This is a genomic window from Frankia sp. BMG5.60 (genome assembly GCF_059428125.1).
The window spans coordinates 2,219,908-2,242,815 of sequence record NZ_CM182091.1; the positions used below are offsets into that span (position 1 = coordinate 2,219,908).

Below are 22,908 nucleotides of genomic sequence, written 5' to 3' on the forward strand. Positions count from 1 at the left end.
GCCGAGCGTGGAACCTCCCGGCACATCAGCTCCGGCGTCTACGCCGCCGACGAACCCGCCGGGCCCTCCGAGGACCGACGAGGCCTCGCCGGCGCCCACCGTGCGGGGGTTCATCCCGCCGCCGGCGACCGGCCTGACCGCCACAGCGGGTGATTCCCAGGCGCGCCTGTGCTGGAATGCCGCTCCCGGCGCCACGGGTTACGTCGTCTACTACCGCGACACCACCGCCGGCACCCATTGGGTCCGCCTGCCCTACCCCGCCGAAGGCACCTGCACTACCGTCAAACTCCTGGTCAACGGCCACACCGAAGAATTCCGCATCCGAGCCAGCAACGGCAACGGCGAAGCCGACTACTCCAACACCGCCACCACCACCCTGCCGACCATCGTCCCAGCACCCGCCACCGGGCTCACCGCCACTCCAGGTGACGGCCAGGTCCACCTCTGTTGGAATGCCACTCCCGCCGCCACCGGCTACGTCATCTACTACCGCGATGTCACCGCCGCAACGCAGTGGGTCCGCCTGCCCTACCCCGCCGAAGGCACCTGCACCACCGTCAAACTCCTGGTCAACGGCCACACCGAAGAATTCCGCATCCGAGCCAGCAACGGCAACGGCGAAGCCGACTACTCCAACACCGCCACCGCCGTTCCAGGTTCCTAGCCTCACGGTGTTCCGCGGAACCGCGCCAGCCCGGGAGGGCGCGGCCGGCTATCCGACGCGCACCAACGCGACGATGGAGTCGGTTGTCGTGGCGGGCTGGCCCTGCGGACCCCTGATCTGACGTGCCACGACGTCAGCCCATTCGGTCCGCCACTGCGCGGCGGGAAGGTCGAGGTCGGCGAGCACCTCCTCGGGCGTGGGAAGGTACAGCTCGGGGCCGTGTTCTGGACCATGATGGTCGGCCCACGGCGGCAGCTCGAGGTGACCGACGACGAGCAGCATCCCGCCGGGGCCGACGCGCTCGGCCGCGGACCTCAGCACGGTCTCGCGTGGGAACGCGACGGGAGAGTGCAGGAACTGCGCCGAGACCAGGTCGAAGCGCCCGTCGGGCAGGGTGCGGGTGAGGTCGTGGCGCTGCCAGTCGATGGCGCCGCCGACCCCGGCGGTCGCGGCCCGGTCGGCCGCTCGGGCCAGCGCGGTCGCCGAGATGTCGGCCGAGGTCACCTGCCAGCCCCGGCCCGCGAGCCAGATGGCGTCGCTGCCGTCACCGCAGCCGAGGTCGAGTGCGCTCCCCGGGGCGAGCCGCGCGGCGACGTCGACCAGGACCGGATTGGGATTGCCGCTCCAGAGCTGCTCGGCCTCGCGGTAGCGGGTCTCCCAGTACTGCTCGGCGTCGTACTCGTGCCGGTGGCCGGGTGCCACCGCGTCGTCCGTCTCGTTGTGCATGCCGGCTCTCTCCCGTCCGTCGCTCACCTGTGCGCGACAGTCCGCCGAGAACCCGGATTTGACAAGAATCTTTGCCACGGTGGCAAATGGATGGATGCCCGACGACGTTTCCACCTCTGCCGACGCGCCTGATCTTGACGGCGTCCTTCGTGCGATCGGCCCTCGGCTTCGGGCGCTCCGCCAGCAGGTTGGGGCGACGTTGCCGCAGCTGTCCGCCATGACCCGGATCTCGGTCAGCACTCTGTCGCGGCTGGAGTCCGGCCAGCGGCGGCCCTCCCTCGAACACCTGCTCCCGCTGTCGCGCGTTTACCAGGTCCCACTGGACGAACTCGTCAACGCGCCCGTCGCGGACGACCCGCGGGTCCACTCCCATCCGATCACCCGATCCGGCATGACGTTCTACCCGTTGTCGCGCCGGCCCGGCGGACTGCAGGCGTACAAGCAGATCATCCCGGCGCGCTGGCCTGGGCACGAACCGGAGCTGCAGGTGCACGAGGGCTACGAGTGGCTCTACGTGCTGTCCGGCCGGCTGCGCCTGCTGCTCGGCGAGCACGACGTCGACCTCGTCGCCGGCGAGGTCGCCGAGTTCGACACCCATGTCCCGCACGCGTTCGCCAACACCGGGGAGAAGCCCGTCGAGCTGCTCAGCCTGTTCGGGCCTCAGGGCGAGCGGCTGCACGTCCGAGCCCATGCAGCCGGTGTGCCGCGGTAGTGCATGCCGCCGATAGTGCACCTGCTGATCCCGGTCCTGCGCGCCGTTGGATCCCGTCCCCGTCCTTCAGGCGCAGGCCGCCTCGACAGGCCACCGTCCCGGAAGATCTTCGCGCGATATCAGCTTTACACAGGAGGATGAGACTTGACACTCGTCTCGACAGATCGTATCGCCGCTGGCGCCCTGATACTGGCACAGCTCCGAGCTGAAGTCGCGTCACTGTACGCTAAACGTGACCTCGACCTAGAATTATGGGCGAGATGGGAACAGAAAGCCACCCTGTTCAAAACAAGGGTAGCCGAGTTCTATGCACCTTTTGATGCTGCCGCAACCGCCCTCCGGGCGGGAGATCCAATAGGGTTGGAAACGGCAGTCCAGTTCCTCGAAGCCGATCCATGGTGTTTTCGATCCGGATACATGAAGGCCGTATTGATGCACCGCATCGCACGTAGCGCCGGCGCCGGCGCATACCGCGCCCGACTTCAAGACATCGTGGTGCACCGCCTACGGCACCCTCAGCCACGGCTTCTACCTCCCACCGTCCGTCTCGCTGCCGCCGTTTGGGACGAGAACCTTGCCGACCACGTCCTTTCCTATGCGGAAGAAGATTCTTTGGCGGCCGAGCGCCGCCGGGTCTTGAGGGCAGCCGAATCGCCAGCCGAAGGCGGTGCAGAGACCCTGGCGTCCGGGCGCCGAGTCCGGCGGGACAATGCGGGGTGTGAGCCGACGGATCAATGAGATCGTGTTCGACTGCGCCGACCCGGCCGCCCTGGCAGGGTTCTGGTCCGCGCTGCTGGGCGCACCGGCGAACATCCGCGACCCGGACTGGGCGACGGTGGCCGCCGACCCGATACTGATCGCGTTCCAACGGGTACCGGAGGGCAAGCAGTCCCCGAAGAACCGGCTGCACCTCGACGTCGAGGACGCCGACCTGCTCGGCGCCGCCGCGGCGGCCGTGGCCCTCGGCGCCACCCGCCTCGGCGACGTGGTCAAGGACGACACCGGCAGCTTCCTCGTCCTGGCCGACCCGGAGGGTAACGAGTTCTGCCTGGTTTCCGACTGAGCCGTCGGCAACGGCCACCCGACCTCTCGCCTGCGGCCTCGCGGCGGCGGGCGCGGTCCCTGCGCTCCCGCGCGCGCCGACCGGTGACGGTGTTGCGGACGGTGACAGTTCCGCGGACGGTGACGGTACTACGGAAGGTGACCATCGACGTCACCCCTATGCCCCCACGGGCACGGATCGGAGCCGGCCGGGTCGGGCGGGGCGTCCGACCCGGCCGCTGCGGAGCCCACTCGGTGCGCGGAGCGAATCCGAGCAGTCCTGACCGTCGCGGCGTATAGCGTCGAACCCGTCGCGACGGCGCGAAACCTCGGGGTGGCTCTCCGCCTTGCCCGCGGCGTCGATCGCCGGCGGCGTAGGAGAGGACGCGCGATGTTCCCGCTGGGGATGTTGTCGAGCTTGGCCGTACTTGCCGCGGCGGCGGTGGTCGCCGCGGTGCTCTGGTCGGCGGGCTGGTGGGTGGCGGTCGCGGTGTTCGCCGCGTTGCTGGCGCTCGCGGTCCACGACGTCGTCCAGCGCCGGCACGCGATCCTGCGCACCTACCCGGTGGCCGGGCACTTCCGCTTCCTGCTAGAGAGCATCCGTCCCGAGATCCAGCAGTATTTCGTCGAGCGCAACGTCGACGGCCGTCCGTTCGACCGGGAAATCCGCACGACCATCTACGAGCGGGCCAAGGGCATCCACAGCGATCAGGCGTTCGGCACCGAGCGGGACGTCAACGCCGTCGGCTACGAGTTCCTGCCACACTCGACGGTCCCGCTCCCCGTCGCGCCGGACGCACCGCCCCCGCGGGTCCGCGTCGGCGGGCCGGACTGCACCCAGCCGTACGACATCGCGCTGCTCAACGTCTCCGCGATGAGCTTCGGCTCGCTGTCCGGCAACGCGGTGCTGGCGATGAACCGCGGCGCCGCCGCCGGCGGGTTTGCCCACGACACCGGCGAGGGCGGGCTGACCGACCATCACCTGAGCCACGGCGCCGATCTCGTCTGGGAGATCGGCAGCGGCTACTTCGGCGCGCGCACGCGGGACGGTAACTTCGACCCGGCGATGTTCAAGGACAAGGCGGCGCTGCCGGCCGTGAAGATGGTGGAGCTCAAGCTGAGCCAGGGCGCGAAGCCGGGGCTCGGCGGCATCCTGCCGGCGGCGAAGGTCAGCGCCGAGATCGCCGCGGCCCGCGGCGTGCCCGCCGGGGTCACCTGCGAGAGCCCGCCCGCGCACCGGGTGTTCGCCACCCCACGGGAGCTGGTGCTGTTCGTGGCACGGATGCGGGAGCTCGCCGGCGGCAAGCCGACCGGGTTCAAGCTGTGCGTGGGGTCGCGCCGGGAGCTGCTCGCGATCTGCCAGGCCATGCTGGCCGAAGACGTCACCCCGGACTTCATCGTCGTCGACGGTTCCGAGGGCGGCACCGGTGCCGCGCCGCTGGAATACGAGGACAACGTCGGCACCCCGCTCACCGAGGGGCTGATCATGGTGCACAACGCGCTGGTCGGCGTCGGGCTGCGGGACCGGATCCGGATCGGGGTGAGCGGCAAGGTCGCCACCGGCGTGGACATCGTCAAGCGGCTCGCGCAGGGCGCGGACTACACCAACTCGGCCCGCGCGATGATGATGGCGGTCGGCTGCATCCAGGCGCTGCGCTGCCACACCAACACCTGCCCGACCGGGGTGGCCACCCAGGATCCGCGCCGTGCCCGCGCCCTCGACGTGGCGGACAAGGGCGAGCGGGTTCGCCGCTACCAGCAGGCCACGGTCGCCACCGCCGTGCAGCTCATGGCCTCGCTGGGCTGCGCGCACCCGGACGAGCTGCACCCCGGGATGCTGATGCGCCGGCTCACCCACACCGATACCCGCAGCTACGCCGAGCTCTACTCCTGGCTGGAGCCCGGCGAGCTGCTCGCCGAGCCGCCCGCGGGCTGGGCCGTCGACTGGGCCGCGGCCGACCCCGACCACTTCCGGGTATAGCGCGGTCGTCCGCGCCACGCCGCGCCGCCGCCTGGGTCGACCCCGCCGGCGACGGGCCGCTTCCTTGTCTTTCCGGAGGCCTGCCCGTCCGATTCGTCCCTCTGGAAGGGCAAGGTACCGCCAGCCGCGAGCGAGTCGGTGGGCGTTGTGCGGACGGGCCGGGGTTGGGTGGACGGGATCCGGACGTGGCCGGCAGACTCACGGCTCACGGCTCACGGCCTCGGCCGGGCATGGGATGCCGGGGCCGGGAGGAGGTCGGATGGACGGCTTGCGGGTCGACAGCCCGGCCGGCCGGTGGGTACTGGCGGCCACGGTGCTCGGCTCGGCGATCGCCTCGATCGACGCGACCGTGGTGGGTATCGCGCTGCCGGCGATCGGCCGTGACCTGCACGCCGGCCTGTCGTCGCTGCAGTGGGTCGTGACCGGGTACACCCTGACCCTCGCCGGGTTGCTGCTGGTCGCCGGGGACCTCGGGGACCGTTACGGGCGGCGCCGGACGTTCCTCGTCGGCGTGGTGTGGTTCGTCGTCGCCTCGATGGGCTGCGCCATGGCGCCGAGCGGGCCGGTACTCACCGGCTTCCGTGCCCTGCAGGGGGTGGGGGCGGCCCTGCTGACGCCGGGCAGCCTGGCGATCCTGGAGGCGAGCTTCGCGCCGCAGGACCGCAACCGGGCGATCGGCACCTGGTCGGGGCTCAGCGGGGTGGCCACGGCGGTCGGTCCGTTCCTGGGCGGGTGGCTGGTCGAGGTCTGGTCGTGGCGGCTGATCTTCCTGATCAACCTGCCGGTGGCCGCCGTGGTCATCGTGCTGGCCTGGCGGCACGTGCCCGAATCCCGCGACCCACAGGTCGGCGGGCGGATCGACGTGGTCGGCGGGGCGCTGGTCACCCTCGGCCTGGTCGGGCTGACCTACGGTCTCATCGAGGGACCGGGCACCGGCTGGACCGAGCCGGCCGTGCTCGGCGCCCTGGTCGCCGGCCTGCTCCTGCTCGCCGCCTTCGTCGGCTGGGAACGCCGGACACCGGCGCCGATGCTGCCGCTGGAGCTGTTCGCCGTCCGCCAGTTCGCCGCCACGAACCTGGTGACCTTCGCCGTGTACGCGGCGCTCGGCGGCGCCCTGTTCCTGCTGCCGATCCAGCTCCAGCAGGTCTGCGGCTACAGCGCACTGCAGTCCGGGGTCGCACTGCTGCCGGTGACGATCATCATGCTGCTGCTGTCCGCGCGGTCCGGGGCGCTCGCCACCCGGATCGGTCCGCGGCTGCAGATGAGCGCCGGGCCGGTTCTCGTCGGCGTGGGGCTGGCGCTGCTGAGCCGGGTCGAGGCGGCCGGCAGCTACCTGACCGAGGTCCTGCCCGCCGTGGCCGTGTTCGGCCTGGGCCTGGCCGTGACGGTGGCGCCGCTGACGGCGACCGCACTGGCGGCCGTGCCCGCGCGGCACGCCGGCATCGCCTCGGCGGTGAACAACGACGTGGCCCGCGCGGCCGGCCTGATCGCCGTCGCGGTCCTGCCAGCCGCCGGCGGCATCACCGGCGCGTCCTACCTGCGCCCGGCGGAGTTCTCCCGCGGCTTCCACACCGCGGTGCTCCTCGCCGCGGGGCTGTGCGCGCTCGGCGGCCTGATCGCCGCGCTGACCATCCGCAACCCGCCCCGACCGGTTGCGGCGGAGGCGGCGGCGACCCGCGCCGCCGCGTCGCGGGAACCGCTCACCCCGACCGCCCCGCTCACCCCGACCGCCCCGCTCACCCCGACCGCCCCGGTCACCCCGGCGGCCCCGATCACCCCAGCGGCCTCGGTCGCCCCGGGGCCGCAGTGGAGCCACTGCTGCCTGGACGCGCCACCGCCGCCGCATCCGGACTCGCGGCGCTTCGCCGGCACGCAGGCGGTAGTGCCGGCGACGGGCCCAGAACCCGGCGACGACCACCGCCGCGGGTCGGGGGGCGGGCACGGGTCGGGGGGCGCGCGGGGGTCGGGGGGCGCGCGGGGGCCGCGTTGACCCGACCGGGCCCGACCTCCCACGCGCCGCCTGACGAAAACTGTCGGTGGGGCTGGCTACGGTCCTGGGCTGTGGGACGCATCGCCGGCTGACGGCCTGCGCGCCGCCACCATCGACCCGGTCATCCGGTCAACCCGGTCACTCAGAAAGGCTCAGCCCATGTCCTCCATCACCCCCTGCCTGTGGTTCGACGATCAGGGCGAGCAGGCCGCGGAGTTCTACACGTCGATCTTCCCGAACTCGAAGATCACCAACATCGCCCGCTTCGGTCCGGGCGGCATGCGTCCGGAGGGCATGGTGATGACGGTTCAGTTCGAGCTCGACGGGCGGGAGTACGTCGCGCTCAACGGCGGGCCCGCGTTCAGCTTCACGGAGGCCATCTCCCTGCAGGTGTTCTGCGGTTCCCAGGCCGAGGTCGACGAGTACTGGGAGCGGCTCACCGACGGCGGCGAGGAGAGCCAATGCGGATGGCTCAAGGACCGCTATGGGCTGTCCTGGCAGATCGTGCCGACCGCCCTGGGTGAACTGCTCGGTGATCCCGACCCCGGCCGGGCGCGGCGGGCGACCGAGGCGATGCTGCGGATGAAGAAGATCGATGTCGCGGAGCTCCGCCGCGCCGCGGATGGCACCTGATCTCCTAAGATCGGCCAGGTGGCCAGAATTCTCGTCCTCGGCGCGTCCGGCTCCGGTAAGAGCACGTTCGCCCGGCGGGTGGCCGCCACTCTCGGCGTCCCGCATGTCGAGCTCGACGCCCTGCATCACGGTCCCGGCTGGACCGTGATGCCGACCTTCGTCGCCGACGTGGAAGCGGCGACGGCGGCGCCCGCCTGGGTCGTCGACGGGAACTACTCGGCGGTCCGGGAGCTCGTGTGGGCGCGAGCGGACACGATCGTCTGGCTGGATCTGCCGCGATGGCTCGTGCAGTGGCAGGTCATCCGGCGCACGGCCGGCCGGCTGGTGCTGCGCAGGCCGCTGTGGAACGGCAACCGGGAGCGCTGGCGCACGCTGCACCGGGCCAGCCATCCCATCCGCTGGTCCTGGCGCAAGCACGGCGAGTACCGCACCAGCTACGGCAGCCGCTTCGCGGCCGGCGATGCGGACGGCCGGCGACTCGTCCGGCTGCGCAGCCGCCGCGAGGTGAGGGCGTGGTCGCCCGTCCGATCGGCGTGAGGCGCCGGCAGCGGGGCCAGGCCGCCGGCCCCGCTGCCGTCCCCCGGCCCCGCGTCTCCCCCGGCCCCGAGCCTGCCCTACGGCGACCCGGTAGCTCCCATCAGGCGAGCGGCACCACCAGTTCGGACGGGCTGGCGGCGAGCGAACCGATCGTGGCGGTCCCGTCAGCGCGGTTCATGTCGTAGAACAGCGCGTCCCGGGTGTCGATGACCAGGGAGAGCCGGTGGCCGAACGCCAGGTCGTGCGCGACCGGGTCGAACGTGAGCCGGAGTTGCAACGCGACGTTCGGGGTGGCCTCCTGATAGCTGTCGACCGCCTTGGCAATCAGCGTCGAGCTGCCCTGGACGTCGGTGTCGTACAGGTAGCCGACCAGGGTTCCGGCGTCCGAATTGGGGGTGACGGTCAGGCTCAGTTCCGGCGCGCCGCGGACCTGCTGCGCGGCGAAGGTCGGCGCCGCCTGCCACACCGCGCCGTGCTTGCGGTCGACCGTGGCGAGATTCAGCTCGTCAGGCCGATGGGTGATCCCCTCCAGGAACTTCGTCACCAGGATCGTGCCGGCGTTCGCCGTGGTGTCCGCGTCCGCGCTGAGCGTCGTCGACCAGTCCCCGGTCGGGGCGGAGGCCGAGAGCTGTCCCGTGCCGAGCACCGCGGGGCCGAGCTGCAGGGTCGTGTGCTTGCCGGTGATGCCGGCCACGCTCTGGTAGGTCTCGACGGCGCCGCCGTCCGTGAGCAGCCGGACCGGCGCGGGAGCCGTTCCCTTCGCGGCGGCCGACGTGGGGATCAGGAAACGGTCGAACCAGTCCCAGGCAGCCGTCCAGGTCTCGTTGGGAATACCGAACAGGCCGCCGATCTCGTTCGTGGCGTGATCACCGGGGCTGAGACGAATCGTCTTGGGCCCGGTCAGCCGGTCGAAGAAGGCCAACTGGGAGGCCGGCGGGAAATAACCGTCGCTGTAGGAGGTCGACATGAAAACCGCCGGGCGGCGGGCGTTGAACCGGTCGAGGTACGCCGTGGCGCCGCGCGTCCTCGCCCAGGACAACACCCGGGGTATGTTGCGAAAGGCCCGGTAGTCGTCGACGATCCCGCGGAACTCCGCGCTGCTGCGACCGGATTTCTCCTGCAGCGACGTCATCAGGTCGAGTGCCGCCTTGTGCCGGGTGTTCGCGTCGTAGAGGGACGTCCCGAAGTCCACCCAGCCGCTCAGCGAGGCGACCGCCCGGATGCGGGTGTCGGCGGCCGCGGCCAGCAGGGCGATGCCGCCGCCGTAGGACAGGCCGGCGACGCCGATCCGGTCCGCGACGACGGCGAGGTGGTTGCTCGCCCACGTGATGACGTCGGAGACGTCCGAGACGTCCAGCGGACCGGCGACGTCCACCGTGCCACCGGAGCCGTAGAAGCCGCGGGTCGTGTAGGCGACGGCGGCGTAGCCGCGCTGCACCAGCAGATCGACCTGGGTCTGCATGCTGGTGTCCTGGAATCCCCAGGCCGCGGGGAGCACGACGAGGGGATGCGCGCCGCCGCCGGACGGCACACCCGTGATCGCGGTCAGGGTCGTGCCGTCCGCGGTCCGGATCGTGACCTGGTTCGTCGGCGCGGTACTCGTCGGCGCCGCGGGCGCCGCGGTGGGGACCAGCGATCCGCCCGGCGGCCGGGCGTTCTGGGCGGCGGCCGTCGACGGGTCGAGCGTGGAGGACGGTGCCGCCGGGACGCCGGCCATCGGCGCCGCGGCGGGAACCAGGCCGGCGGGAGACGAATCATGCCCGCGACCGAGGTCCACGGCCACGGCGCAGAGAAGGAGGCCCAACACCAGCGCCGTCGACAACAGCCCGACGGACGGGCGGAATTGCCGGGGCGGCGGTCGGTGGTCGGCGCGCCCGTGCCACAAAGGCATTTTCTCAGGTCTCCCATCGGTCATCCCCACCCCTGACGGGCCCTGGTCTATCCGTTTACGTCCGATATGTGCAAGTGATGCCCTGGGGATGTATGGCGCCTTCAGGCCAGTGCGATCGCGCGACGTGGGGTTTCCGCCCGGAAATCAATCCGCGCGGCCGCGGTCAGACCCGCGCGCCGCACCCCGCGGATCGCAGTGGCGACGACAGGACCACCGGGCACTCCGGGCACCGCGGACCGATCGCGAGGCGCACCGCACCGTGCAACCCCGACTGCCCGCGTCCCGGCCCGACCGGCCGACCGGCCGAACCGACCGGCCGACCGGGCCGACCGGGCCGTGATCTTACGAAACGGGCGTCACGGACCGCTATTTGCCATGATGCGAGTCGAGCCGTACGGACCAGAACGGGAGCCGACCTGTGAAGCGCACCATCTTCGAGCCCGAGCACGAGGAGTTCCGCGAGCTGGTCCAGACCTTCATCACGAAGGAGTGCCTGCCGCACATCGACGAGTGGGAGCGCAACGGCATCGTCGACCGTGCGGCGTGGACCAAGGCGGGCGAGATGGGCCTGCTGGGCCTGCGGGTGCCCGAGGAGTTCGGCGGCGCCGGGATGACCGACCCGCGCTACGACGCAGTGATCACCGAGGAGCTCGCGCTCGCCGGCGTCAGTGGCCTCGCGTTGCAGCTCCACAACGAGCTGCTCGCCCCGTACATGCTCGACCTGACCAACGACGAGCAGAAGGCCCGCTGGCTGCCGGGCTACGCCTCCGGTGAGATCATCACCGCGGTCGCGATGAGCGAGCCCGGCGCGGGCAGCGACCTGCGCGGCATGCGCACGACGGCGATCCGCGACGGCGACCACTTCGTCCTCAACGGCGCCAAGACCTTCATCAGCAACGGCCTGATCTCGGATCTGGTCGTCGTCGCGGTCAAGACGCAGCCGCAGGAGCAGCCGACCAAGCTCAGCCTCATCGCGGTCGAGCGCGGCACGCCGGGCTTCGAGCGTGGCCGCAAGCTCGACAAGGTCGGCGCCCACTCGCAGGACACCTCCGAGCTGTTCTTCGCCGACGCCCGCGTGCCGGCCGCGAACCTGATCGGCGAGGAGTTCCGGGGGATGAACTACCTCATGCGCAACCTCGCCTCCGAGCGGCTGTCCATCGCGATCAGCAGCGTCGCGAGCGCCCGGCGGGCCCAGCAGCTCACCGCCGAGTACGTGCGCAGCCGCAAGGCGTTCGGCACCACGATCGGCAGCTTCCAGAACACCCGGTTCGTCCTCGCCGCGCTGCACGCCCGCACCCAGGCCGTGCAGAGCTTCGTGGACACCTGCCTGCGCGGCAAGGTCGACGGCGACCTGACCATCGAGGAGGCCGCCGCCGCGAAGCTGCTCGCCACCGAGCTGGAGTTCGACGCGGTGGACGCCGGGGTCCAGCTCCACGGCGGCTACGGCTGGATGGAGGAGTACCCGATCGCCCGGATGTACCGCGACGTGCGGATCAGCCGGATCCTCGGCGGCAGCAGCGAGATCATGAAGGAGGTCATCGGCCGCTCGCTCGCGCTGGAGGGGCCCGCCTGAGAAGACCGGCGCCTCACATGCGACTGACGACCGGGCAGGGCCGGACCATCGCCGTGCACGATCTCGGCGGCGCCGGCCCGGCCATCCTGCTCTGCCACGCCACCGGATTCTGCGGGCGCGCCTACGAGCCGCTGGCCCGCGTGCTCGCCACCGCGCGGCGGGTCTGGGCGATCGACCTGCGCGGGCACGGCGAATCCCCCGCCCCCGACGACGGCGACGTCAGCTGGGCGAGCATGGTCGACGATGTGCTCGCCGCGGCGCTCGCGGTGGCCGCGGCCGTCCCGGGCGCGGCCGGCTCCCCCGGCGCCGTCCACCTGGTGGGTCATTCCATGGGTGGTGCGATCGGCCTGCAGACCGAGGCGGACCATCCCGGGACGTTCTCCTCGGCCTACGTCTACGAACCGGTGATCGCCCCGCCCGACCCGCCCCCGGCCCGATCCCCGCTGATGGCCGCCGCCGCCCGCCAGCGGCGGGAGGTGTTCCCCTCCCGGGAGGCGGCGCTGGCCCGCTACGCGACCAGGCCGCCGCTGCGCGAGCTCACCGCCGGCGCGCTCGCAGCCTATGTCGAGCACGGCTTCGCCGACCTGCCCGACGGCACCGTGCGCCTGCGCTGCCGGGCCGAGCAGGAGGCCCGCTTGTTCGAGGCCAGCGGCCGCATCACCTGGACGACGGTGGCGAAGGCGGCACTGCCCACCGTCGTCGCCACCGGTGCACTGTCCGATTCGGAGCTGATCCCCGCGGCCCCCGGGCTGGCCGCGGCGCTCCCGGCCGCCCGGCACGTCTCCTACGGCCATCTCGGCCACTTCGGCCCGCTACAGGACGCCGTCAGCGTCGGTCGGGACATCCTCGCCCACACCGCGGCCGACTGACCCGACCGCACCCGGGCCACGTCTGTGCCCGCACGCCGCGGCGCGGCGCGATCCGGCGCCCGCTCGGAGCGATCCGGATCCCGCCGCGCTGGCCGCACTACACGTGGGCGACGGCGTTCCCCGCGTTCTGGCCGGGGCGGATGAACAGCGCCAGCACCATCGCGACGCCGGACAGCACCGCGCCGATCACCATGGCGACGTGCAGCCCGCTCATGAACGCGGCATGGCTGCCGGCCTCGATCGCGCCCTGCACGGACGCGGACGAGCCGGTGGCCGGGGGCACCAGGCCCTGGCCGACGAGCTCCTTGGCCTGCGCGAGCTTGCCGGCCTGCTCCGCCGGCACCCCGGCGCCGACCAGCCGGTCGACCAGCACCGACCCGACCCGGCTGGCGAGCACGGAGCCGAGCACCGCGGTGCCGAGCACCCCGCCGAGCTGCGTCGCCGTGGACTGCAGGCCGCCGGCGACCCCGGAGTCCTCGATCGGCGCGTTGCCGATGATCGCGTCGGACGCGGCGGTGATGATGAGCCCGACGCCGACGCCGATGGCGACGAACGGCGGCCACAGCAGGTTGAACGACGAGTCGGGCTCGAGCTGGGTGAGCACGACGAACGACGCGAGCATCAACGCCATCCCGATGGTGATCGGGACCCGCGGGCCGAAGCGGCCGTTGAGGGCGGCGCCCAGCGGGCTGCTGACCATGAACACCGCAGACAGCGGCAGGGTGCGCACGCCGGCCTGGATGGCGGAGTATCCGTGCACGTTCTGCAGGTACAGGGTGAGGAAGAACAGCACCCCGAACATCGCGAAGAAGGTCAGCGTCACGATGAGCGTGCTCAGGCTGAGCGAGCGGTTGCGGAACAGGCGCATCGGCAGCAGCGGCGCGCGGACCCGGGTCTCGATGACCACGAACAGCGCCAGCAGCACGACGGCGGCGACCAGAAAGCCGATCGTCTTGCCGGAACCCCAGCCCCAGCCCTGCGCCTTGATCATCCCGAAGACGAGCGCGAACAGGCCGCCGCCCAGGGTGAGCAGGCCGGGGGCGTCGAAGCGGTGGGAACCCGACTCGTCGCGGCTCTCGGCGAGCACGAACAGCCCGACGATCAGCGCGATCGCGCCCACCGGGACGTTGATGTAGAAGACGGACTCCCAGGACACGTGCTCCACGAGGAGGCCACCGATGATCGGGCCGCCCGCGATCGAGATCGCCGAGGCGCCGCCCCAGATCCCGATGGCCGAGTTCAGCTTCTCCGGCGGGAAGGCCGAGCGCAGGATCGCCAGCGTGTTCGGCATGAGCAGCGCTCCGGCGACGCCCTGCAGCGTCCGGAAGATGATCACGCCCTCGATGGAGCCGACGAGGCCGACCGCGAGCGACGTCAGCGCGAACCCGACCACGCCGATCAGGAAGATCAGCCGCCGGCCGAACCGGTCACCCAGCTTGCCCGCCGGGATGAGCAGCACCGCGAGCGCCAGCAGGTAGGCGTTGGTCACCCACTGCAGATCCGACAGCGATGCGTGCAGGTCCTCGGCGATCCGCGGGTTCGCGATGGACACCACGGTGCCGTCGAGCCCCACCATGATCACGCCGAGCGCGACGCTGACCAGGGTGAGCCACGGATGACCCCGCCTGCTGGTGCCACCGCCAGCCGAGCCGCTCCCGCCGGCCGCGTGGCGCGGCGATTGCGCCGCGTCCGTAGTTGTTGCCATGTCCTGACCCCCTCCACCTCGGCCGACAGTGATCGGCTCCCTGACATTCAATGCCACAATGTCAGTTCTGCCAATCCGTCAGAGATGACAATCACGTTCGTCCGCGCTATGATCACACCCGTGACGACGAGGATCGGGGAGGCGCCGGCTTCGGGCTCCCTCGAGGTCGCGTCCGAGGTCGGCGGCGGTGGAGCCGAGCGGACGCGGGCCGAGCGGCGGCGCGCGCGGATCCGCGCGACGATCGCCGACACGGCCCTGCGCCTGTTCATGTCCCGCGGTTACGACGCGACCACGGTCGAGGATGTGGCGGTCGCGGTGGACCTGAGCCCGCGCACGGTGTTCCGCTACTTTCCGTTCAAGGAGGACATGCTCCGCGAGGCCGTGCACTTCGAGCTGACCGAGCTCATCGCGGCGCTGCGGGACCGGCCGGCGCACGAGCATCCCGCCGACGCCCTCGGCCGGGCGATGGTGCACATGTGGTCGAACATGGAGAAGGACCCCGAGGAGGTCCGCACCCTGCTGCGGCTCATCTCCGAGCTCCCCCGGATGCGGGGGCTGCTCGTCGAGGCGTCCCGCAGCGGCCAGAACGCCCTGGCGGAGGCGCTGGCGCCCCGCCTCGGCCGGCCCCCCACGGACCTGTCCACCCAGGTGGCGACCGGCTGTGCCCTGGCGGCGCTCAACATCGTCCTGGAGACCTGGGCGACGATGCCCACCGGCACCGACCTCACCCCCCTGATCAACGACGCGATGGCCGCCGTGAAGGCCGGCCCGCTGGGCCCCGGCTGCTGACCGGCCCGACTCCCCGCACGATCACCGCTCCCTGCGATCACTGCTCCCTCACGCGATCACTGCGGTTGACAGCCGCAGCCGTTCGACCTGCACTCGAAGGCAGGGCGTCCGCCGATGGGCGGCTGCGCCGGCCGTGCCACGGTCGCCCGCCATGGCACGCGCAGGCGGCAGGAGGCTGCATCAGATGACGACACTGCACCGCGATCCGATCCTCGACGGCCCGGTCGACCTCATCCCGGACGAGACCGAACTGATCGAAGCGGCGATGCGCTGGCACTTCGACCCGCGGACGGGTTCGCGCTTCTGGCTGGACCAGGCCGACACCCTCGGCTTCGACCCGCGCGAGGACATCCACACCGCCGACGACCTCGCCAGGTTCCCCAACATCGTCGATCGGCTGCGGCACGTGCCCGCCGGGGATCTGATCCCCCAGGGCTACGCGGGCCAGGACGCGGCGGTGTACGGCGTCTACGACTCCGGCGGCACCACCGGCCCCCCGAAGCATGTCGTCTTCATGGCCGACTGGATGGAACGGCTGCTCGTCCGCACCGACCAGGAGATGGACGCCCGCCACTACCCGGCGGCGGTCGACTGGCTCGCCCTCGCGCCCGGCGGGCCGCACATGTTCGGCGCGTTCGTCCGCGAGTCCGTCCGGCGCCGCGGCCGGCTGGGCTTCACCGTCGATCTCGATCCCCGTTGGGTGAAGAAGTGCATCGCGGCGGGCCGCGCCGAGCAGGCTGAGCAGTACGCCGAGCACATCGTCGCCCAGGCCCGCGCCGTGCTGGAGTCGCAGGACATCGGCGTGCTGATCGCCACGCCGCCGCTGCTGGAACGGCTGGTTCGCGACGACGAGCTGCGCAAGCTGATCGCCGATCGGGTGCAGGTCGTCGAGTGGGGCGGCGCGCACATGGACCCGGACACCCGGTACCTGCTGCGCACGGAGGTCTTCCCCCAGACCCGGATGGTCGGCCGGTACGGCAGCACGATGATCCTCGCGAGCGCCGTCGAACGCGACGGGCTCGCCCCGGACGCCCCCTGCGTCTTCGACCCGTTCTCCCCTTACGTCACGTTCCGCGTGGTCGACCCGGAGACCGGCGAACCGGTGCCCTACGGCAGCCGCGGGCGCGTGGTGATGAACCACGTCAGCAAGTCGGCGTTCCTGCCCAACAACCTCGAGCGCGACGAGGCGACCCGGATCGAACCCCCGCCCGGGCAGGTCGGCGACTCCGTGGCCGACGTCGCGCCGGTCGCCGTGTTCGGCGACTCGCCGGTGATCGAGGGGGTGTACTGATGACGGCCGGGGCCTCGTCCGCCGCGCCGCCCGCGGACGGTGCGGCCGAGCTCATCGAACTCGACGCGCTGGGCCCCGCCGGCCCCTACCGGTCCCGTAACCGGCTGCCGATCACCGACCTGGCCGGCGTCCCGATCGCCGAGCTGAGTCTCGTACCGTCGCTGTACGTGCATCGCGCCATCGCCGCGCTGCGGGCCGCCGAGCCGCTGCCGGCCGCCGACCGGCTCGCCGCGCTCGCCCGGGCCGGGGAGGCGTTCGCGACCGAGACCGTCGCCGGACTGTCCGTCGACGAGTACTCCCACGCGGTCAGCCGGATCTCGGGGATGCCGATCTCGGTCGTGCGCCACGCCACCGAGACGACCTGGCGGGCGCTGCTCGGCGCCGGCCGGGACGCCCGCCAGGCCCGGCCCCGGGCGAGCGTCGACGACTGGCACGACCCGGCCACCCAGGGTGGACGGGCGGTGTGGACGCGGCGCGGGGAGGTCTTCGCGGTGCACGCCGCCGGCAACCATCCCGGCGTGCACGCCCTGTGGCCGCAGGCGCTGGCGCTGGGCTACCGGGTCGCGGTGCGCCCGTCGCGGCGCGAGCCGCTCACCGCGCACCGGCTGATCACCGCGCTGCGGGCGGCCGGGTTCGGCGCCGACCAGGTGGCGTTCCTGCCCACCGACCACACCGTCGCCGACGAGATCATCTCCGCCGCCGACCTGGCCATGGTCTACGGCGGGGATGACGTGGTCGCCAAGTACGGCGCGGATCCCACGGTGCTGGTGCAGGGTCCCGGGCGCTCGAAGATCCTGCTCGCCGGCGAGGACTGGCACCGCCATCTCGACACCCTGGTCGACTCGGTCGGCGACGAGGGCGGCACCGCCTGCGTCAACGCGACGGCGGTGTTCACCGACTCCGACCCCGGCGCACTCGCGGCGGCGCTCGCCGAGCGGCTCGGCGCCATCCCGACCCTGCCCCCCGAGGACGACCGGGCGGTGCTGCCCTGCCAGCCGACCGAGCGGGCCGCGGCGCTGGAACGCTTCCTGCTCGACCACGCGGCGGGCACGACGCCGCGCCTGGGCGGCGCCGGGATCACCGACCCCGTGCCCGGCGGCGGGGTCGCCCTGCGCCCGGCGGTGTTCCAGGTCGACCGGGCGGATGCGCCGCAGACCGGCCTCGAGCTCGGCTTCCCCTGCGTGTGGGTGGCCCCCTGGTCGCCCGCCGACGGGATCGGCCCGCTGCGCCACTCCCTCGTCCTGACCGCCCTCACCGCCGACGAGCGCCTCCTCGACCAGCTCGTCGCCGACCCGACGATCAGCAACGTCTACGTCGGCGACCACCCCACCTACTGGATGCGCCCCGACGTCCCGCACGACGGCTACCTCGGCGAGTTCCTCATGCGCACCAAGACCGTCCTGCGGGACTGAGCCAGCAGGGGCCCAGTCGAACGTCGACGAGGGGCCGGACGCCGCGCCGCCCCAAGCCGACCTGCGCACAGCCGATCTCGGGATGTTCCTCAAGCGCACCAGGATCAGCCGGCGCGACGGAGCCCGGCCTCGACAAGGGCCGGCCTGGTCCAGACTCCCAACCAGCCGCCCAGCCGTCAGTCTGCCGGAAAGGGCTGTGCCGGGGCCGGCACTGGCAGGGGCATCTGCACCGTCGGCGATGCGGCGGCCGATGCCGGGGCGTCCTGCCGGCTCGCCGGGATCACCGCATCGAGCAGCGTTTCAGCCATGGCGTGGGCGGTGGCGGCGAGCTGGGGGGTGCGGTCCATCCGGGCGCCCAGGCCCGCCCCGTCGTAGATGACCTGAAGCTGGCGGCCCAGTGTCGCCGGATCGGCGGCGCCGGCCTGCCGGGCGAGGTCGGTGAACAGGGCGAGGATCCAGGCCCGGTAGTCGTCTGCGGCGCGTTCCACCGAACCGCCCGGCGGCGCCTCGGCGCTGGCCGTGACGAACGCGCAACCGCGGAAGTCGCGCTCGGCGAACAGCTCGCCCTGCGCATCGAAGATCGCCAGCAGGCGGGACCGGGGGTCAGGAGCACTGTCCACCGCCCGCAGGAGCCGTTCGGTGGTGCCGGCATGCCGGCCGGCCAGGTAGGCGCGGACCAACTCCTCCTTGCTGCCGAAGGTGTTGTACAGCGACGCCTTGGCGACCCCGGCCCGCTCGATGATCCGGTCGATGCCCACCGTCTGGACGCCTTCGGCGTAGAACAACTCGTCGGCGGCGGCGAGCAACCGTTCCCGCGCCGGACGGTGTTCCGCCGCGCCGGCCTGCGCTCGCCGGGCCCTCGTGGCGGCCACGCGCCTCACCTCCACGTTCTTCGGACGAATCAGCGTCATCAGACAGATCAGTCCATCCAACGGTATGCCGCGCCGCGGCGGGTTACTCACACGGCGCTGCGCCCGCCGTCGACGGGGATGACCGCACCCGTGATGTAGCTCGCCGCGGGCGAGGCCAGGAAGGCGACGACCCCGGCGATCTCGTCGACCTGCGCGGCGCGGCCGAGCAGGGTGGTCGTGCCGAGCTGGGCGATGAAGTCGGGCCGGGCGCCGTCGGAGTACACCGGGCCGGGGGCGATCGTGTTGACCCGCACCCCCGCCGGGCTGAACTCGGCCGCCCAGGCGCGGCTCATCGCCGTCAGCGCCGCCTTGGTCGCGCCGTAGGCCGCACCGCCGGCCAGCCCGACCCGGCCGGCCATGCTGTCGACGCTGATGATGCTGCCCGCGCCGCGCTCGGCCATCCCGGGCGCGAGCGCGGCGACGAGCTGGTAGGCGGCACGGACGTTCCCCGCGAACAGGGCGTCGAAGGTCGCGGTGTCGAGCTGAGCGCTCGGCCCGAACCACGACGCGCCGGCGTTGTTGACCAGAACGTCGACCTCGCCGGCCTCCTTCGCCAGGCGCTCGACCGCCGCCGCGTCGGACAGGTCCGCGGCGAGGAAGCGGGCCTCGCCGCCGGCCTGCTCGATCTCCGCCACGGCCGCCGCACCTCGGTCGGCGTCCCGGCCGTGCACGATCACCGCGTAGCCGTCCGCGGCCAGGGCGCGGGCCGTCGCCCGGCCGATCCCTCCGGTCGACCCCGTCACCAACGCCACACCCCGACGCTCGCCGGTACCCACGTTGCTCGCCATGGTCCGTCCCCCACCCATCGAGTAGACCTGTCTGTCTATCGGCGACCCAAGAATAGACAGACCGGTCTACCCATTGCAGGACCGCGGAGCCCCCTGCGGTGCGTTCTGCCCGGCATCACGGCCGAGACCGTGCAGAACGCACCGCAACCGGGCTCCGCCCGGCCGAAACCCAGGCGGGTACGCGCGGGGCGGGTGGCTGCCAGCGGGTGGGGGTGGGGGTGGCGGACGGCGGCGGCGGCGCGCGGCGGCGGGCGGCGGGCGGCGGGCGGCGGGTCAGATCCGGACGAGGGCGCGGGGGCGTCTCGTCAGGTAGTCGGTGTAGGCGACGGTGGTGAAGAACTCGGGCAGCGTCTCGCCCAGGGCGGTCTCGACGAACACCTCGCGGGCCTCGTCGAGGCGGCTCGGGGCGCTGCCGCGCTCGGCGCGCAGCACGGTCAACTCCTCGGCGAGCAGGCGTTCGGCGAGGTGCCGGGTGACCGGGCGGCCGTCGGCGAGCTGCGTGCCGTGGTGGATCCACTGCCAGACCTGGCAGCGGGCGACCTCCGCGGTGGCGGTGTCCGTCATCACGCCGCCGATCGCCAACGCGCCGGTGCCGCGCAGCCAGGCGTCGAGGTAGCGCAGCGCCACCGCGATGCTGCCGCGCAGCCCCGCCTCGGTGACCGTGCCGCCGGCCGAGGCGACGTCGAGCAGGTCCGCCGCGGTCACCGACACGTCCGGCAGCGGCCGGTCGAGCTGGTGGGGCGCGGCGCCGAGGCGGGCGTCGAACGCCGCCTCGCACACCGCCACCAGTCCCGGATGGGCCACCCCGGCGCCGTCGAACCCCTCGTCGGCTTCCCGCCGCAGGTCCCGGCGGACCTGGTCGAGCGCCCGGGCGTCGACCTCGGGATCCCGGCCGGGGACGAACGCCGCCGTCCCCCCGATCGCGTACGCGCCGCGGCGGTGACAGGTCCGCACGAGCAGCGCGGTGTACGCCCGCAGGAACGGCGCCGTCCTCGTCACCTGGGCCAGGTCGGGGAGCACGAACGCCTCGGCCCGGGCCCCGACGGTCTTGATGATGCTGGCCACGTGGTCCCAGCGTCCGGCGGCGTACAGGCCGGCGCAGTGCTCGCGCAGCTCGTAGAGGATCTCCTCCATCTCGAGGGCCGCGGGGATCGTCTCGATGGGCACGGTCGCCCGGATCGTGCCCCGCGCCAGGCCGAGCCGCTGCTGGGCGAACACGAACACGTCGTTCCACAGCCGCGCCTCGCGATGACCCTCCAGCTTCGGCAGGCAGAAGTACGGTCCGCTGCCCCGGGCGAGCTGACGGCGGGCGCAGTGGAAGAAGTACAGGCCGAAGTCGACCAGGCTCGCGGACATCGGCCGGCCGTCGATGAGCAGGTGGTGCTCGCCGAGGTGCCAGCCGCGGGGTCGGACGACGATCGTCGCCGGGTCCGGCCCGACCCGGTGGCGGCGGCCGGTCGACGTGGTGACCTCGAGCCGGCCCTCGATCGCGTCGAGCAGGCTGAGCTGGCCCGCGATCACGTTGAACCAGGTCGGCGCCGTGGTGTCCGCGAAGTCCGCCAGCCACACCCGGGCGCCGGAGTTCAGCGCGGTGACCGTCGCCGTCCGCTCGGTCGGCGCGGTGATCTCCACCCGCCGGTCGGTCAGGCCGGGCGCCGCGCCCGCGACCTGCCACGACTCGTCGGCGCGGATGGCCGCCGTCTCCGGCAGGAAGTCCAGGACGGCCGCCCCGGAGGCGAGCAGCAGGCGCCGCTCGCGCCGGGCGGCGAGCAGGCCGGCCCACCGCGCGGCGAAGACGGTGTCCAGCGCGATGAGGAATTCCAGCGCCTGCGGCGTCAGGATTTCCCGGAAACGCTCCCGAGGCTCACCGGGCTCGCCGACGACCTCGATCCGACCGCCGCGCGGTGCCGGCATCTCAGTGCCCCGTGCCGGCGCCGGTCGCGGTGAACTGGGCTTCCTCGGTGGAACCGCGCAGCGCGACGGTGTCGCTCGTCGGGTTGATGGCGGTGCTCACCAGGTCGAAGTAGCCGGTGCCGACCTCGCGCTGGTGACGGGTCGCGGTGTAGCCGTCGGCCTCGCTGGCGAACTCGCGTTCCTGCAGGTCGACGTAGGCGGTCATGCCCTCACGGGCGTAGCCGTGGGCGAGGGAGAACATCGAGTGGTTCAGCGCGTGGAATCCGGCCAGCGTGATGAACTGGAACTTGTAGCCCATGTGGCCGAGTTCGCGCTGGAACTTCGCGATGGTGGCGTCGTCGAGGTGCGCCCGCCAGTTGAACGACGGCGAGCAGTTGTAGGACAGCATCTGGTCCGGGAACTGGGCCTTGATCGCCTCGGCGAACTGGCGGGCGATCTCCAGGTCCGGGGTGGAGGTCTCCATCCACAGCAGGTCTGCGTAGGGGGCGTAGGCCAGGCCCCGGGCGATGCACGGCTCGACGCCGTCGCGCACCCGGTAGAAGCCCTCGGCGGTGCGCTCGCCGGTGACGAAGGGCAGGTCGCGCTCGTCGACGTCACTGGTGATCAGCGTCGCGGCCTGCGCGTCGGTGCGGGCGACGATGACCGAAGGCACGTCGGCGACGTCGGCGGCCAGGCGTGCGGCGTTGAGGGTGCGGATGTGCTGGCCGGTGGGGATGAGCACCTTGCCGCCGAGGTGGCCGCACTTCTTCTCCGAGGCGAGCTGGTCCTCCCAGTGCACCCCGGCGGCGCCGGCCGTGATCATCGCGCTCATCAGCTCGAAGGCGTTGAGGACGCCGCCGAAGCCGGCCTCGGCGTCGGCGACGATCGGCACCAGCCAGTCGGGGGCGTCTGCGACGCCCTCGGCCCAGGTGATCTGGTCGGCGCGCAGCAGCGCGTTGTTGATCCGGCGGACCACCGCCGGGACCGAGTTCGCCGGGTAGAGGCTCTGGTCCGGGTAGGTCTGGCCGGACAGGTTCGCGTCCGCGGCGACCTGCCAGCCGGACAGGTAGATGGCCTTGAGCCCGGCCTTGACCTGCTGCACGGCCTGGTTGCCGGTCAGCGCGCCCAGGGCGTGCACGTAGTCGGTGTCGTGCAGGAGCGCCCACAGCTTCTCCGCGCCGCGGCGCGCCAGCGTGTGCTCCTCCAGGACGCTGCCGCGCAGCTTGATCACATCGGCGGCGCCGTAGGTGCGCTCGATGCCCGCCCACCGCGGGTCCGTCGCCCACCGGGCGGCCAGCTCCGCGGCCGCCGCCTGCGCGGCGCCGTTCGCCGCCCCGTTCGCCGCGGTGGTCGTCCCCGCCGTGGTCGCCGTCGTGGTCGTCTCGGCCATGTCGATCTCTCCCTGCCCTGGAGTCGGAATAGCGCGGATCACCCTCCTTTTCGAAGCTGTCACAGCGATTCGGCCTGGTCGAGCGGCCCAACGAGCCAAGTCCTGCGAATCT

General features: G+C 72.4%; 19 protein-coding genes. 12 read left to right on the plus strand and 7 right to left on the minus strand.

Features of this window, described 5'->3' with window-relative positions; translation table 11 throughout:
- The first annotated feature begins 100 nt into the window (after positions 1–100).
- Positions 101–664 (plus strand): hypothetical protein, encoded by a 564-nt coding sequence (locus tag AC5R91_RS08920; protein ID WP_495396680.1) that lies wholly within the window; start codon positions 101–103, stop codon positions 662–664.
- A gap of 48 nt (positions 665–712) precedes the next feature.
- On the opposite strand, the gene AC5R91_RS08925 is transcribed toward AC5R91_RS08920, so the two are convergent.
- A complete protein-coding gene (locus AC5R91_RS08925; RefSeq protein ID WP_495396681.1) occupies positions 713–1,390 on the minus strand; it encodes a class I SAM-dependent methyltransferase in 678 nt (225 codons plus the stop codon).
- A 94-nt stretch (positions 1,391–1,484) separates the two neighbouring features.
- On the opposite strand from AC5R91_RS08925, the gene AC5R91_RS08930 reads away from it, so the two are divergent.
- The 6 genes from AC5R91_RS08930 (at position 1,485) to AC5R91_RS08955 (ending at position 8,284) form a co-directional block, all read left to right on the plus strand.
- Entirely contained in the window at positions 1,485–2,102 is a 618-nt protein-coding gene (locus tag AC5R91_RS08930) for a helix-turn-helix domain-containing protein (protein WP_495396682.1), read from the plus strand.
- Positions 2,103–2,820: 718 nt separating this feature from the next.
- Complete coding sequence (locus AC5R91_RS08935; RefSeq protein ID WP_495396683.1) at positions 2,821–3,165, plus strand: VOC family protein; 345 nt, start codon at positions 2,821–2,823, stop codon at positions 3,163–3,165.
- Positions 3,166–3,534: 369 nt separating this feature from the next.
- The gene (locus AC5R91_RS08940) at positions 3,535–5,124 is read left to right on the plus strand and encodes an FMN-binding glutamate synthase family protein (RefSeq protein ID WP_495396684.1); all 1,590 of its coding nucleotides are present in this window, start codon (positions 3,535–3,537) and stop codon (positions 5,122–5,124) included.
- Between the two features lie 259 nt (positions 5,125–5,383).
- The gene (locus AC5R91_RS08945) at positions 5,384–7,114 is read left to right on the plus strand and encodes an MFS transporter (protein WP_495396685.1); all 1,731 of its coding nucleotides are present in this window, start codon (positions 5,384–5,386) and stop codon (positions 7,112–7,114) included.
- A gap of 159 nt (positions 7,115–7,273) precedes the next feature.
- A complete protein-coding gene (locus AC5R91_RS08950; RefSeq protein WP_495396686.1) occupies positions 7,274–7,747 on the plus strand; it encodes a VOC family protein in 474 nt (157 codons plus the stop codon).
- A gap of 18 nt (positions 7,748–7,765) precedes the next feature.
- A complete protein-coding gene (locus tag AC5R91_RS08955) occupies positions 7,766–8,284 on the plus strand; it encodes a P-loop NTPase family protein (protein ID WP_495396687.1) in 519 nt (172 codons plus the stop codon).
- 100 nt (positions 8,285–8,384) lie between these two features.
- Here the strand turns inward: AC5R91_RS08955 and AC5R91_RS08960 are convergent, their stop codons facing one another.
- Positions 8,385–10,091 carry a CocE/NonD family hydrolase gene (locus tag AC5R91_RS08960; RefSeq protein WP_495396688.1) on the minus strand — a complete coding sequence of 569 codons (1,707 nt, stop codon included), beginning with the start codon at positions 10,089–10,091 and terminating at the stop codon, positions 8,385–8,387.
- 502 nt (positions 10,092–10,593) lie between these two features.
- Here AC5R91_RS08960 and AC5R91_RS08965 point away from each other — a divergent pair.
- Both AC5R91_RS08965 and AC5R91_RS08970 read left to right on the plus strand, forming a co-directional pair.
- Positions 10,594–11,748 (plus strand): acyl-CoA dehydrogenase family protein, encoded by a 1,155-nt coding sequence (locus AC5R91_RS08965; protein WP_055410093.1) that lies wholly within the window; start codon positions 10,594–10,596, stop codon positions 11,746–11,748.
- Between the two features lie 17 nt (positions 11,749–11,765).
- Entirely contained in the window at positions 11,766–12,617 is an 852-nt protein-coding gene (locus AC5R91_RS08970) for an alpha/beta fold hydrolase (RefSeq protein ID WP_495396689.1), read from the plus strand.
- A gap of 97 nt (positions 12,618–12,714) precedes the next feature.
- Here the strand turns inward: AC5R91_RS08970 and AC5R91_RS08975 are convergent, their stop codons facing one another.
- Positions 12,715–14,322, minus strand: coding sequence for an MFS transporter (locus tag AC5R91_RS08975; RefSeq protein ID WP_495396690.1), 1,608 nt, complete (start codon positions 14,320–14,322; stop codon positions 12,715–12,717).
- Between the two features lie 120 nt (positions 14,323–14,442).
- Between AC5R91_RS08975 and AC5R91_RS08980 the strand changes: the two genes are divergently transcribed.
- The 3 genes from AC5R91_RS08980 to AC5R91_RS08990 all read left to right on the plus strand — a co-directional run bounded on the left by AC5R91_RS08980 (position 14,443) and on the right by AC5R91_RS08990 (position 17,814).
- Positions 14,443–15,111, plus strand: coding sequence for a TetR/AcrR family transcriptional regulator (locus AC5R91_RS08980; RefSeq protein WP_495396691.1), 669 nt, complete (start codon positions 14,443–14,445; stop codon positions 15,109–15,111).
- 184 nt (positions 15,112–15,295) lie between these two features.
- Positions 15,296–16,402: an AMP-binding protein gene (locus AC5R91_RS08985; RefSeq protein WP_495396692.1), complete on the plus strand. Its 1,107-nt coding sequence runs from the start codon at positions 15,296–15,298 to the stop codon at positions 16,400–16,402.
- Positions 16,402–17,814 (plus strand): aldehyde dehydrogenase family protein, encoded by a 1,413-nt coding sequence (locus tag AC5R91_RS08990; protein ID WP_495396693.1) that lies wholly within the window; start codon positions 16,402–16,404, stop codon positions 17,812–17,814. The genes AC5R91_RS08985 and AC5R91_RS08990 overlap by 1 nt, the downstream gene beginning before the upstream one ends.
- Positions 17,815–17,990: 176 nt before the next feature.
- On the opposite strand, the gene AC5R91_RS08995 is transcribed toward AC5R91_RS08990, so the two are convergent.
- The 4 genes from AC5R91_RS08995 to aceA all read right to left on the minus strand — a co-directional run bounded on the left by AC5R91_RS08995 (position 17,991) and on the right by aceA (position 22,796).
- Positions 17,991–18,686, minus strand: coding sequence for a TetR/AcrR family transcriptional regulator (locus AC5R91_RS08995; RefSeq protein ID WP_495396694.1), 696 nt, complete (start codon positions 18,684–18,686; stop codon positions 17,991–17,993).
- 86 nt (positions 18,687–18,772) lie between these two features.
- The gene (locus tag AC5R91_RS09000) at positions 18,773–19,513 is read right to left on the minus strand and encodes an SDR family NAD(P)-dependent oxidoreductase (protein WP_495396695.1); all 741 of its coding nucleotides are present in this window, start codon (positions 19,511–19,513) and stop codon (positions 18,773–18,775) included.
- Positions 19,514–19,786: 273 nt separating this feature from the next.
- Complete coding sequence (gene aceB, locus AC5R91_RS09005) at positions 19,787–21,427, minus strand: malate synthase A (protein WP_495396696.1); 1,641 nt, start codon at positions 21,425–21,427, stop codon at positions 19,787–19,789.
- Position 21,428: 1 nt separating this feature from the next.
- Positions 21,429–22,796, minus strand: coding sequence for an isocitrate lyase (gene aceA / locus AC5R91_RS09010; RefSeq protein ID WP_495396697.1), 1,368 nt, complete (start codon positions 22,794–22,796; stop codon positions 21,429–21,431).
- Positions 22,797–22,908: the final 112 nt, after the last annotated feature.

Coding starts and splice junctions, on each gene's coding strand:
- AC5R91_RS08925 (WP_495396681.1), bottom strand. CDS start 1,390: ATGCACAACGAGACGGACGACGCGGTGGCACCCGGCCACCGGCACGAG.
- AC5R91_RS08930 (WP_495396682.1), top strand. CDS start 1,485: ATGCCCGACGACGTTTCCACCTCTGCCGACGCGCCTGATCTTGACGGC.
- AC5R91_RS08940 (WP_495396684.1), top strand. CDS start 3,535: ATGTTCCCGCTGGGGATGTTGTCGAGCTTGGCCGTACTTGCCGCGGCG.
- AC5R91_RS08945 (WP_495396685.1), top strand. CDS start 5,384: ATGGACGGCTTGCGGGTCGACAGCCCGGCCGGCCGGTGGGTACTGGCG.
- AC5R91_RS08950 (WP_495396686.1), top strand. CDS start 7,274: ATGTCCTCCATCACCCCCTGCCTGTGGTTCGACGATCAGGGCGAGCAG.
- AC5R91_RS08970 (WP_495396689.1), top strand. CDS start 11,766: ATGCGACTGACGACCGGGCAGGGCCGGACCATCGCCGTGCACGATCTC.
- AC5R91_RS08975 (WP_495396690.1), bottom strand. CDS start 14,322: ATGGCAACAACTACGGACGCGGCGCAATCGCCGCGCCACGCGGCCGGC.
- AC5R91_RS08985 (WP_495396692.1), top strand. CDS start 15,296: ATGACGACACTGCACCGCGATCCGATCCTCGACGGCCCGGTCGACCTC.
- AC5R91_RS08990 (WP_495396693.1), top strand. CDS start 16,402: ATGACGGCCGGGGCCTCGTCCGCCGCGCCGCCCGCGGACGGTGCGGCC.
- AC5R91_RS09000 (WP_495396695.1), bottom strand. CDS start 19,513: ATGGCGAGCAACGTGGGTACCGGCGAGCGTCGGGGTGTGGCGTTGGTG.
- aceB (WP_495396696.1), bottom strand. CDS start 21,427: ATGCCGGCACCGCGCGGCGGTCGGATCGAGGTCGTCGGCGAGCCCGGT.
- aceA (WP_495396697.1), bottom strand. CDS start 22,796: ATGGCCGAGACGACCACGACGGCGACCACGGCGGGGACGACCACCGCG.